Genomic DNA, 12,353 nt, shown 5'->3' on the forward strand with positions numbered 1-12,353 from the left:
TAAAAAGGATGATGCCAGTATGCTAGTAATAAGCTTACTTCTATTTAGTGTACTTTCTTATATGATGTACTATCGATATTTTCCTGTTAGAACAAAACAATGGTCTTCTCTCGAGGTGACTTCACGGAATGTAGTGGTGGATGTTCGGGATTATCAAGATTCATCTAAAGAAGAGTGCGATAATATTGTAGCGATCCCATGCGGATATATAACAAGGCATTATCACGATATCCCTGAGGGTCCAATCGTGGTAATGGGGAGTAATCCTATTGAATGCAATGTAGGGGTTAGACAATTAAAACGTCTTGGCTTTCAAGTAGAAGGATATATTATCATTGAATCTGATAAAAAATGCAATGAATACCTATCTTTAGGATAAAAACGCATGTTGTGTGAAATGTTACTGTAACATCCGTTACAATGAAAGGACCTTATAAAAGCTGTCAATATTGATATACAGGTAATTATTAGTCTACAAGACTAAATAATACAACTATTGGAAATGTAAGTTAATCATTATGGAAATACATTTCTTCCTACTAGAATCAGTGATTACTATAGTACTATAGAGTAATTGTCTTTCAAAACAGAACAATTGATTCCTAGTTACCAAGTTCTCCCGTAAATGTAACAAAAACAGGGTGGTATGATGAATGTGCAGCAAAGAAAAACACATTCACTAAGGAGGAATTCATTTTTATGAACAAGAAAATGATGATTTCAACTGCAACAGCATTCACTTTATTAGCAGCACCATTCGCGGCAGGTAAAGCTGACGCTGCAGCACCGTGTCCAACAGATAAGGTTGCTCAACAAGTGAACGCATTTAAATATAGTGGTAATCAAGAAGATTTAAATAAATTTGTACAAGATACTCTAGCAAAATACCAAATCGATGGTAAGGATATTAATGTACAAGAGCTGTTAAAAGGACAAGCTCCTAAAGCTCAGGCAGCACCAGCGCCTGCTAAGGAAGCACCAAAGGCAGAAGCACCAGCTCCTAAAGAAGAAGCACCAAAAGCAGAGGCGCCAGCTCCAAAAGCAGAAGCACCAGCACCTGCACCAGCTCCTGCAGCAAACGAACAGCAACAGCAACCAGAACAACAGGCTAGTGAAGAAACAGGTCAATTAAGCCAATATGAGCAAAAAGTAGTGGAATTAACAAATCAAGAGCGTGCAAAACAAGGTCTTCCAGCACTTAAAGTAGATACTGAGCTAAGCAAAGTTGCACGTGAAAAGTCTCGTGATATGCAAGCGAATAACTACTTCTCTCACGATAGCCCGACGTACGGTTCACCATTCGACATGATGAAACAGTTCGGCATCCAATACAGCTCTGCCGGTGAAAACATCGCTATGGGTCAAGCTACTCCAGAAGAAGTAGTACAAGCATGGATGGACAGTGATGGTCACCGTAAAAATATCTTAAGCTCAAACTACACTCACATCGGTGTAGGACATGTAGAAAATGGTAACTACTGGACTCAACAGTTCATTGGTAAATAATATAACGCAACCATGAAAGCAGCCTCTCTTTTGGAGAGGTTGTTTTTTTGTGTGTTTTTCCACTTTGATGTTCACATTTGGCACAACAAAGCCTACAAAGAAGGTTTAAGATTAGGTTTTCACTCAACTAGGAAAGATATACAAAGAATAGTGCGTGTAAGTTCATGAACACATGAATTAAGACCTCACATTTGCAATTCAGCCTAATCATTCTTACTATTGAAGTATAACGAGTACGTGGAGTGAGCTTGATGAAAGAAAAAGTTGTGCTAATAACGGGAGGGTCGAAGGGGATCGGCCGGCGAACGGTAGAAGAATTCTCGAAACAAGGCTATACCGTTATCATTAACTACAGGAAAGACGATCAATTTGTTAAAGACCTTGTTTCCCACTTGAAGGAGAAATTTAACAATAAATTAATAACGGTCAAAGGTGATATTTCTGTACCGGAAGAATGTGAACGAATGGTAGCGGAAATATGGACTGAAGTCGATAGTATCGATATCTTAATTCATAATGCAGGTCCTTACGTAAAAGAGCGGAAGTCATTTGTGGATTATTCCCCGGAAGAATGGAATTACATAGTAAATGGAAATTTAAATAGCGTTTTTTATTTATCAAGGCTGATCATTCCTAAAATGCGTGAAAAGAACTGGGGAAGAATCATTACGTTTGGATATGATCGAGTTGAAACTGCACCAGGCTGGATCTATCGTTCCGCGTTTGCGGCAGCAAAAGCGGGACTCGCTTCCTTTACGAAAACGATATCAATAGAAGAAGCTCGTAATGGAATAACCGCCAATATGATCTGCCCTGGAGATATCGTAGGCAAATGGAAAGAAGAAAAGATCCATAAAGCAAAAGAATATCATGATCCGGGCACACCGGTCGGGCGACCAGGGACAGGGGAAGACCTTTCGAGGATCATTTCTTTTCTTTGTAAAGAAGAATCTGATTTCATTACCGGCTCCATCATTCCCGTTACAGGGGGCAAGGATGTGCTGGGAAAGGTATTTCGTCAGTGAATGAAAGAATAGACACGGCAGAAAATAGAATCTGCCGTGTCTATTGATTTCATTTATGGGTTTATTCACTTATCAGGCTATATTGTTTTCGATACTTTTTTTGTATGAATAACAGCCTGGCAGTCAATGTTATGGCTCCTGCCGTCAGTCCGGATGTCAGACCGAGCCAAAATCCATATGGACCGAAGTCAGTGTAGTTTGCCAGGACATAACCCAGCGGTAATCCAATGACCCAATAGGATATGAGTGCCATCATAAAGGTGATATTAACATCCTTGTATCCTCTGAGTGCCCCTTGTACCGGAGCCTGAATGGCATCTGATAGCTGAAAGAATACGGCATATAATAAGAAATGAGCCGTTAATTCCAATACATATGAATCATCTGAATAAAGGTACGAGATTTCTGAACGGAACACGAGCAAGATCACACCGTATATGACTGCCAATAGTAATGCAAAGCATACCCCCATCCAGCTGTAGATCTTTGCATCCCGAAGCCTTTTCGCTCCTACCTCAAACCCTACAACAATGGTTAATGCCATGGATATACTAAGAGGGATCATATAGAGAAAGGATGCAAAATTGATCGCTGCTTGATGAGCTGCGATAACAACGGTGTTATAGTTGCTCATTAACAAAGTAACGGCAGAGAAAATGCTTACTTCAAAGAAAATCGATAAACCGATGGGTACCCCGATTTGAAAGAGCTCTTTCCACTTAAGAAGGTTTGGCTTATGAAGGGTTTTAAAGATAAAGAAATGGTTAAAAGGACTTTTCGTATGCACGACCCAAAAGGCAATGAGAGTAATGACCCAATAGGTGATGGCTGATGCATAACCCGCACCTACTCCTCCTAATGCAGGGAAACCGAGTTTTCCGAAAATCAGTATATAATTAAATACTACATTGATCGGAAGGGAAAGCAATGTAATAAACATGGTGACCCTTGTCATTCCTAAAGCATCAATAAACGATCTCAGCACATTATAGATGAACAATGGAATCATTCCAAACGAAAGTCCAATAAGGTAATCCTTGGCCACAGTACGGACCTGTGTTTCAATATTCATTCCGTTCAGAATTGGGTTAAGAACGAATGCACCGACAATCATCACGAAAAGTGATAGAGCAATGGCAGCATAGACACCTTGAAGCACAGTGTGAGGAACATCTTTCTTATTTCCTCCTCCTATTAATTGAGCGACAATTGGGGTAACCGCGAGCAGGATGCCACTTAACCCTGTAAATACCGGAACCCAAAGGGAGGAACCTATGGCGACACCTGCCAGGTCGGTGGGAGAATACTTTCCTGACATGATGGTGTCAAAGAAATTCATCGCAAACATACCAAGCTGGGTGACCAGAATGGGAATGAGAATAAGGGAAAATTGTTTGATTTTATCTTTAATAGTGTGTGTTTCTCTCATAGAATGAGCTCCTTTACTAAACGCGTCCCTTGAACATATGATAAATTCACTATCATACTGTATCATATTTTCAAGTGATAGAGAGTCAAATATGCATTTTATGGGATCACTCTTATATAATGGGTGTTGAAAAGATTAAGTCGTCAGGGAGGCAGAGAATGATTAAACAATGGCAGGACTGGATTTGGATTGTGTTTTTAATATGGTACGGAGTGGGGATCATTCTCGTTTCTCTTGATTGGCTTCCACCGTCCCTTCAATGGGCAAATGCCGTTTTTTTATATTTGGCCGGTTTTTTGGCTATTCTTTATGCAATGAGGAAATTCGGAGGACAAAATGGGGCCATCATCGCGATGGTTATAATGCTGCTTACGGTTTTTGCAGAGTCTTTAGGTGTTCATTATGGTCTGATATTCGGTTCGTACCATTATGAAAAAGACTTTGGCATTCAACTGGTTGGCGTACCCATCACGATAGGCTTTGCCTGGGTCATGGTGATCTTCACGAGTATGGCACACTATGAATTTCTACTATACCAAAGAAGGACTGTAATGGGAGCGTTTATTTATAGCACGGTCACATCCCTTTTAGCGGTGACGATGGACTTGATTATTGATCCAGTAGCTTTTAAAGGCCGTGAGTACTGGATATGGGATGAGGGTGGGATGTATTATGATATTCCAACTCAAAATTTCTTAGGCTGGTTTTTTGTATCGTTCTTCATTCAATTTATCCTGTACTATTGGATAAAACACGAGGGTGTTTCTTCACATTGGAGCTTGCGGATGAGACGGTTGTATTTCCTCGTGATCTTTATGTTTATCGTGACAGCGATCGTAGAAGGCCTGTGGCTGGCTGTTTGGGTTACATTGGCACTTTACGGTGTGTCTCTCATACTTAGAAAACGATTGGAGAAGGTAGTATGATCGAACCGAAGAAAAGTCCGGGATTTCAACGCATCTTGGCCAGCTACCTTACTTATCAGCTGAAAAAACATTTCTATCGTGTATGGATCGATGATCAGAGGAAGGAAAGTACATCACCTTCCGGACACTTGATACTCGCGAATCACTCGAGCTGGTGGGACGGGTTGATGGTTTTTTACTTAAATCATTTTGTTGTAAAAGAAGACAGCTATGCGATGATGAGTCAGAAAGGAATGGAGGAATTCTCTTTTTTTCGCAAAATCGGGGCATTCTCTGTGAAGCCTGAGTCACCTAAAGACTTAGTCTCTTCTTTAAAGTTTGCTGAAAAATGCCTGCAACAGAAAAAAACTGTCTGGATCTTTCCCCAGGGGAAGGAAGAGCATCTTGAGAAGAGACCTCTTTCATTTATGAGTGGACCTGGCTTCTTAAGTGAACGTAATCCAGGGATAAAGCTTACGGTGGTCACGTTTTACTACACATTTCGTCATGATCAAAGACCTGAATTATTTATCCGGATCTGTGAAGAGAATGGTGATCATAGCCATCAATCAAGAAAAGAGCTTACAGACAGTTTAAGGACGATTATGGAAAAAAGGCTCGATTCCCTAAAAGTTGATATCATAAACGAAGACATTTCTAGCTTTCAATTATTACTCAAAGGATTCCCAACGAATAGTGAATGGTTGAGTTTCTGGAAAAGAAGGAAACGGAGGTGAATAGACATTGAGTCATTATATCCTCATCCCGCTCTTATTTGTTCTGGTCACATTCATCAATCTCCTCTTTTTGCCTAAGCTTTCCAGTAAATTATCTTCGAATGAACTTGTTTCAGTCCTGGTGCCAATGAGAAATGAAGAAAGGAATGTGAAAGGATTAATTGCAAATTTAAAGAAGATTACCTATTCACATGTAGAATTTATCATATTGGATGATGGATCGACGGATCGTACCGAAGAGCTCCTATCTCAACTGACGAAAGGGGATTCCCGTTTCAAGGTAGTCAATGGGAAGCCCCTTCCTAAAGGATGGGTAGGAAAGGTCCATGCATGCAAGGAGCTTAGCAGACATGCAGGGGGAACGTATTATTTATTCCTTGATGCAGATGTCAGGGTGTCCCCGTCGATCATTGAGAAAGTATTGTTCCAGATGAACCACTACAATGCAGGGCTTGTAACAGGATTCCCGCAATTTCCCATCCCTACTTTGCTCGGTAAGATGCTGGTTCCTTTTCAACACTTTCTGGTATATTTTCATTTACCCATTGCAATTGCCAATCATACGACTAAAAAAGCATTTACGGCTGCTCACGGAGCCTTTATGTTTTTTAGGAGGGAAGCGTATGAAGAGTGCGGTGGTCATGAAGCAGTGAAATCATCTTTATTAGAAGATGTGCATATTGCAAGGAAAGTGAAAGAGAAGGGTTGGAAGGTAACAATCGTCAACAATACGTATGACGTGACATGTCATATGTATGATACCAATAGGGAAGTATGGGCAGGTTTCTTGAAAAATATTTATATAGGATTAGGGAGAAGTCCATTTTCCGTTATTCTGCTTTCCCTTTTTTACTTCGTATTTTACATATTGCCTCTTCCCTTGTTCCTATATGGATTAATTGCGGGAGAATGGAGCTATTGTGTTCCGTTGGTGGCGATATGGGTACAAACCCTCATGATTGATATGGCATCCAATCAATCCAGGTGGCATTTTCTTATCATGCCGCTTGCTTCTATAAGCTTTATCATCATTATGTGGGCTTCGATGCTGAGAGGAATGAAGAAACAGGGATACGTTTGGAAGGGGAGGACCTATTCATGAAGGATATCGTCATTATTGGAGGTGGATTAGGGGGATTGTCTGCCGGTATTTCTCTCCAGAGTAAAGGCTACAACGTAGCGATCATAGAAGAGAACCTTCATCCTGGAGGGAAAATGATGCCTGTTGAAATGGATGGTTATACCTTTGATTTTGGTCCTAATACCATTACCATGCCTGAAGTGTTTCAATCGGTGATCAATGATGCGGGAGGAGACTCTTCTCATTATTTTCAGTTTAAAAGACTTGTAAAACATACGAAAAATGTCTTTCACAATGGGAGAATTCTATATCAATCAGCGGATCCGGAGGAAATGAGTACGGAACTTGAAAAACTGGATCCGTATGGGGCATCTCATTACAAAGAGTACTTAAGGGAAGTGGAAAAGCTGTATACATTAGCCGAGCGGGGTTTTTTCTACCGGGTTTTTGGTTCATGGCAGGATTATCTTTCCCCTCAGCTATCCTATAGCTTTATGAAGGTCCGTCCCTTTGAAAAGATGGATCATTTTCACCGAAGGTTCTTTCAGGATGAGGATGTGTTGAAGGTGTTTAATCGTTATGCAACGTATATTGGATCCTCACCGTATGCGTGCCCTGCGACCTTTTCGTTGATCGGCCACCTCGAGATGAAAGAAGGGGTGTATTATACGCATGGTGGAAACACTGAGATAGCTAAGGGCTTCTATCAATTCTTTAAAGAACTGGGGGGGACTGTCCACCTGGGAAAAAGAGTTAAAGAGATTGTGGTCAAGGACAAAAGAGCAGTGGGTGTTGTAACTGGAGACGGTGAAACAATATCTGCTTATGATGTGATAGTGAATGGAGATTTTATCACGGCTACTAAAAATCTTATTGAAGAGAAAGATCGACCAAGCCACCCTGATAGGAAACTGGATGCTTATGAACCTTCCATTTCCGCTTTTGTCATTCTGGCAGGGTTACGGACCTTTCAGGATTCCGTTCATCATCACCAAGTGTATTTTACAGAAGATTATCAAAAGGAGTTCTCGGAGATTTTCATGAAAAAAGAGCTGCCAAGTGATCCTACGATCTATATCAGTCATTCAGCTGCCACAGATTCCCGTATTACAAAGGGAAGTAATTTGTTCATCCTTGTGAATGCTCCAGCCGCTCCGTTATCCGACGAGCAAGCCGATGCTTATAAGGAGAAGATTTATCAGAAATTAGAGTCAAAAGGTCTACCTATACGTGAATCATTAGAGGTAGAGAGGGTATATACCCCGAATACGATCAAACAAAAATTCTCCGCCTATAAAGGCTCTCTATATGGTCTTGCTTCCCACCGGATGACAGAAGCGTTTCTTCGCCCTTCCAACGTCAGCAAGGACATTGAGCACCTCTTCTATGTCGGAGGTACGACTCATCCGGGTGGAGGCTCCCCGATGGTTACAATAAGCGGAAGAAATGTAGCGAATTACATACTGAAGCGAGATAAAGAAGCACTGCTTTAGGAAGTCTTCATTACATCCTTCTATAGGTTCTTCGCAAAGATTGAAAGGGTTCTTATTGAGCATAACAGGAGGAACCCTTTTCTTTTGTCAAATTTTCTTAGTTCTATCCTACCTGCATTTTTGGTAAAGTGTATAATGATGAATGAGAAAGATAGTAGAAAATCGAGTTAGGAGTTTATACATATGAGTAAACGTATTTTATTTACAGGTGGAGGATCAGCAGGTCACGTTACAGTAAACACGGCACTGATCCCACACTTTGAAAAAGAAGGCTGGGAGATAACGTATATTGGATCGGAAGACGGAATCGAAAAGGAAATCATAACAGAACAGTTTCCTCATATTCCGTACGAAAGTATTTCAAGCGGAAAGCTCAGACGATATTTTTCATGGAAAAACTTTTCGGATCCATTCCGGGTGATGAAGGGCGTGTTCGATGCATTAGCTGTCATTCGAAAGACGAAACCAGACATCATCTTTTCAAAAGGGGGATTTGTTTCCGTTCCCGTCGTCATGGCTGCCAAGATGGCAAAGGTTCCAGTAGCTATTCATGAATCAGATGTAACGCCGGGGCTCGCGAACAAATTAGCGGTTCCATTCGCGACCAAAATTTTCACCACTTTTCCTGAAACGGTTCAATCACTTCCAAGTGATAAATCTTTATGTGCAGGAGCGATAATACGTGAAGAGTTGTTTACAGGAGATGCACGGGAAGGAAAACGATTAACCGGGTATTATGAAGATAAGCCTGTATTGATGATTATGGGTGGGAGTCTCGGTGCCAGAAAAATTAACAAAGCGGTAAGAGGGAATCTGAATGAACTGATAGCCGATTTCCAAATCATACACATATGCGGTAAAGGGAATATCGATGAAACTTATACCCCCCAAGGCTATCGACAATATGAATTCATAAAAGGTGAGCTTCCACACTATTTAGCGATGACAGATTATGTGATTTCGCGCGCGGGATCTAATTCGATTTTTGAATTTCTTGCGTTGAAAAAACCAATGTTACTGATCCCCTTATCAAGGGAAGCCAGTCGGGGAGATCAGATCCTTAACGCTAACAGCTTCGTAAAGCATGGATATGCATTAAAACTGGAAGAAGAAGAGCTGACAGAAGCGAGCTTCCTCATGAAAGTCAAGGAGTTAAAGGAAAATCGAGATACCTATATCCACAACATGGAAAAAGGTCAAAAAGCTTATACCATACAAGACATGTATGAGGAACTTTCATCTATGTCAAGATAAAAAGTCATTGTACTCTCCTTTAAGCATATAGTGTATAAATGGTTGAAGGGGAGAGGCATAATGGCTTATCAATTTTCAAAAGGGTGGTACCTCCAAGAGCTAAAAAAGGCGGGAATCCATTATCATCCGCTGGAAAAAAGGAAATTGGAGAATTATAAAACCTATGTCGTAAGAAATTTGTATTTCGAGAAAGTAGCGAAAAAAAAATAAAAAGGGAGCTGCCTGTAGTTAGTGTTTATCTTTTAAAAGAGATAAGACGTCAACGATCAGCAGCTCCTTTTTTGTGTGAGCTATAATGATTTTTTTGCGATGATATCGTTCGTTTTCCCGCTGAATCTGTGGGAGGATAAGTCTTCATTCTTGTTCATGAATTTATTTTCGATAAGGGATTGATACCAATAAATAATAATGGAATAGCTGATCGTAAACATGTACATATAATGATTTTTCATCCGTTTTAATTTATATATGCCTTTTTTCTCAAAGAATGAGGTAAGGGGATAGGCAAATACATAATTAATGAAGACATTCAAGAGCATGTAGAGCGGGAAGGATCGAAAGGTTAATCTGAAAACCCAAAGTGTAGCACATAAGAACGGGCCAAGAATAAACATTAAATCACCAAGTAATTTTTCTTGTTTATTCCCGCGTATCTCCCATAACTTTAGAACAGAATTACATAATGTGATGGTTGTTAGAATGAAGCTCACTAAAATCGCAGCGGGAGAGAAGCGGAGGATGGTTTGTTTTTTGAGAAACAACAGGCTTCCCCAAGATAGTACAACTAAAATAATTCGAATAGGCATTGTGACAGCCCTCCTATAAACCTTTTTCTTCACTATAGCTTTCCCGGATGTAACTTGAATTTATGTATGAAGGAGGAGAGGGGATCGTATATGCATTGTTATTAAACAAAAAACCGATTTCCTCATAGGGAAATCGGTTTATATCCTAAGCTTCCAAAGCTTGCTCTTCTTCTTGGGATTGTTGATGCTGATATAGATAAAGTGTGTATAAGTCTTTAGGGATTTCATATAAATCATATACTTCTTCTTGAGCATTTAATTGTTCGTAAAGAGATTTTCTTGTTTCATTCGCACTAATTACATATGGAAGTTTTTCTGCTGCTTTTTGGGAGCGGGTATTCACTTTGCGGATTCTCATGAAGATGGTTTCCATACCCAGTTCAAAGAAAAGCTCAGCGAAGAATGCGTCTTTGGCTGGCTGGTTGTATCCTTTTCCGTGATATGGTTTGCCAATCCAGGTTCCCAGGAATCCAGCATTTTCTTGAATATCAAATAAATTTATCGTTCCGATCGGGTTGCCCCATTCGTCCAAAATGGTTCGTGAAATGAGTTCACCGCGTTCCTCAGCTTCAATCGTTTGTTTCGTTAAGAATAGGAGCTCCTCATAGGAATGAGCTTTTTGACGCACAAAAGGGAAGACATCCGGGTGCACCATCAGGTCATGGAGCTCATGACACTCATGTAATTCACGTTTCTTGATCATAGTAGACCCTCCTTGAGGGCAGTCTACTTGCGTACGATCCCACCCTCGAAATTTTTAAATGGTAACTAAAAAATTTCGGGGTGGGAATCGAACCCACTAAGACCAGTCAGAAACTGGTGGCGCACCTTTTGCCTTCCCTTCATTACAATCACTCTATAAAATAATAGAACGCGTTTTTGTAACCGGAAATATATTATCCATTTGTATCATATACGAAATATCTCAAAAAGGAAATAGGCAAAATGCTAAATTTTGATGAAAATTTTTAACAAATATCTACACATTTTGATAAGCGATTTCTCCATTCACAATCGTAATGATGGGCTTCGCCATAAAATGAAATGGATGGTGACTCCAAAGGACTAAATCGGCATCCTTGTTCATCTCGATACTACCGATCCGGTCAGATACACCGAGGTTTCTGGCGGGTAGGATGGTAATGCCTTCAAGAGCTTTATGTTCTTCCAATCCTTCACGTACAGCGATAGCCGCACACATATTTAAGTATTGAATGGGAGTGTAAGGGTGATCTGTCGTGATGGATACTTCGACACCAGCTTCCGTCAGTTTTTGATATGTGATCCAGCTTTTGTTTTTCAGCTCTACTTTCGATCTTCTTGTGAAGGTTGGACCTACTGAAACCATTAAATTCCTATCGTGAAATTCCTCGGAGATTAGATGTCCTTCTGTACAATGCTCGATTCGTAAATCCAAATTGAATTCGTCGGCAAACCGGACCGCAGACAGGATATCATCTGCACGGTGCGCATGTATCCGAACCGGAATTTCACGTTTTAAAGCGGATACTAAAGGTGCAACCCTCAGCTCTTCTGGTTGATCGCAATATTTAGCTGAGAAAAATGCTTCTCTAAGCATACCCATAATGCCCATTCTAGTAATGGAATCATTGTTGCCAGTGCTATGAATCCGCTTCGGGTTCTCCCCCAGGGCAATTTTCAATCCGGAGGTTTCTTTAATGATCATGGAACGAATCGTTGAGCCATGGGTTTTGATCACAGCAGTCGTACCACCGATGACATTTGCGCTCCCCGGCATGACATTAACCGTTGTGACACCGTACTTCAGGGCATCTTTAAAACCGGGATCCAATGGGTACACGCCATCAAAAGCCCGGATATGAGGCGTCATGGGCTCAATGGTTTCATTGGCATCATTACCTGCCCACCCTGTCCCTTCGTCGTATAATCCCAGGTGGGTATGGGAGTCGATGAAACCGGGGAAAAGAAATTTCCCCTGGCAATCATACACTGAAACTTCTCGGGATGATTCTACGCTATGTGAGTAAATCTGTTTGATTTTTCCGTCTTTTATGAGTACAGAGCCGTTTTGAATGGGCTTTGATGTGATGGGGTATATGGTTGCGTTCTTTAATAGTATGGAATTCATAGTTAAT

At 40.7% G+C, this 12,353-nt stretch carries 13 protein-coding genes; 9 read left to right on the forward strand and 4 right to left on the reverse strand.

Translation table 11 applies throughout. The annotated features are described in order from the left end of the window. The first annotated feature begins 19 nt into the window (after nt 1-19). The 3 genes from ACIFOD_RS14500 to ACIFOD_RS14510 all read left to right on the forward strand — a co-directional run bounded on the left by ACIFOD_RS14500 (nt 20) and on the right by ACIFOD_RS14510 (nt 2,531). Nucleotides 20-379, forward strand: a complete 360-nt coding sequence (locus ACIFOD_RS14500; RefSeq protein ID WP_397553994.1) for a hypothetical protein — start codon at nt 20-22, stop codon at nt 377-379. 320 nt (nt 380-699) lie between these two features. After that, nucleotides 700-1,506, forward strand: coding sequence for a CAP domain-containing protein (locus ACIFOD_RS14505; RefSeq protein ID WP_430315204.1), 807 nt, complete (start codon nt 700-702; stop codon nt 1,504-1,506). 251 nt (nt 1,507-1,757) lie between these two features. Continuing rightward, the gene (locus tag ACIFOD_RS14510) at nt 1,758-2,531 is read left to right on the forward strand and encodes an SDR family oxidoreductase (RefSeq protein ID WP_430315205.1); all 774 of its coding nucleotides are present in this window, start codon (nt 1,758-1,760) and stop codon (nt 2,529-2,531) included. A gap of 61 nt (nt 2,532-2,592) precedes the next feature. Here ACIFOD_RS14510 and ACIFOD_RS14515 read toward each other — a convergent pair whose 3' ends face one another. Further along, on the reverse strand, nt 2,593-3,960 hold the full coding sequence (locus tag ACIFOD_RS14515; protein WP_430315206.1) for an MATE family efflux transporter: 1,368 nt from the start codon (nt 3,958-3,960) through the stop codon (nt 2,593-2,595). Nucleotides 3,961-4,118: 158 nt separating this feature from the next. On the opposite strand from ACIFOD_RS14515, the gene ACIFOD_RS14520 reads away from it, so the two are divergent. From ACIFOD_RS14520 to ACIFOD_RS14545, 6 genes are all read left to right on the forward strand, one after another. Next, nucleotides 4,119-4,886: a carotenoid biosynthesis protein gene (locus ACIFOD_RS14520; RefSeq protein ID WP_430315207.1), complete on the forward strand. Its 768-nt coding sequence runs from the start codon at nt 4,119-4,121 to the stop codon at nt 4,884-4,886. Then, nucleotides 4,883-5,602, forward strand: a complete 720-nt coding sequence (locus tag ACIFOD_RS14525; protein ID WP_430315208.1) for a lysophospholipid acyltransferase family protein — start codon at nt 4,883-4,885, stop codon at nt 5,600-5,602. The genes ACIFOD_RS14520 and ACIFOD_RS14525 overlap by 4 nt, the downstream gene beginning before the upstream one ends. Nucleotides 5,603-5,609: 7 nt before the next feature. Next, nucleotides 5,610-6,704 carry a glycosyltransferase gene (locus ACIFOD_RS14530; protein WP_430315209.1) on the forward strand — a complete coding sequence of 365 codons (1,095 nt, stop codon included), beginning with the start codon at nt 5,610-5,612 and terminating at the stop codon, nt 6,702-6,704. After that, on the forward strand, nt 6,701-8,176 hold the full coding sequence (locus ACIFOD_RS14535) for a phytoene desaturase family protein (protein ID WP_430315210.1): 1,476 nt from the start codon (nt 6,701-6,703) through the stop codon (nt 8,174-8,176). The genes ACIFOD_RS14530 and ACIFOD_RS14535 overlap by 4 nt, the downstream gene beginning before the upstream one ends. 183 nt (nt 8,177-8,359) lie before the next feature. Next, complete coding sequence (locus ACIFOD_RS14540) at nt 8,360-9,430, forward strand: undecaprenyldiphospho-muramoylpentapeptide beta-N-acetylglucosaminyltransferase (RefSeq protein ID WP_430315211.1); 1,071 nt, start codon at nt 8,360-8,362, stop codon at nt 9,428-9,430. Nucleotides 9,431-9,490: 60 nt separating this feature from the next. Continuing rightward, nucleotides 9,491-9,640, forward strand: a complete 150-nt coding sequence (locus tag ACIFOD_RS14545) for a DUF2639 domain-containing protein (RefSeq protein WP_113970979.1) — start codon at nt 9,491-9,493, stop codon at nt 9,638-9,640. A gap of 80 nt (nt 9,641-9,720) precedes the next feature. Here the strand turns inward: ACIFOD_RS14545 and ACIFOD_RS14550 are convergent, their stop codons facing one another. From ACIFOD_RS14550 to ACIFOD_RS14560, 3 genes are all read right to left on the reverse strand, one after another. Then, nucleotides 9,721-10,236: a hypothetical protein gene (locus ACIFOD_RS14550; RefSeq protein WP_430315212.1), complete on the reverse strand. Its 516-nt coding sequence runs from the start codon at nt 10,234-10,236 to the stop codon at nt 9,721-9,723. A 145-nt stretch (nt 10,237-10,381) separates the two neighbouring features. Continuing rightward, nucleotides 10,382-10,939, reverse strand: coding sequence for a GNAT family N-acetyltransferase (locus tag ACIFOD_RS14555; RefSeq protein WP_430315213.1), 558 nt, complete (start codon nt 10,937-10,939; stop codon nt 10,382-10,384). Nucleotides 10,940-11,215: 276 nt separating this feature from the next. Continuing rightward, nucleotides 11,216-12,346, reverse strand: a complete 1,131-nt coding sequence (locus ACIFOD_RS14560; RefSeq protein ID WP_430315214.1) for an amidohydrolase — start codon at nt 12,344-12,346, stop codon at nt 11,216-11,218. Nucleotides 12,347-12,353: the final 7 nt, after the last annotated feature.

The sequence above is a fragment of the Rossellomorea sp. NRS-1567 genome (assembly GCF_050467885.1).
Classification (GTDB): domain Bacteria; phylum Bacillota; class Bacilli; order Bacillales; family Bacillaceae_B; genus Rossellomorea; species Rossellomorea aquimaris_C.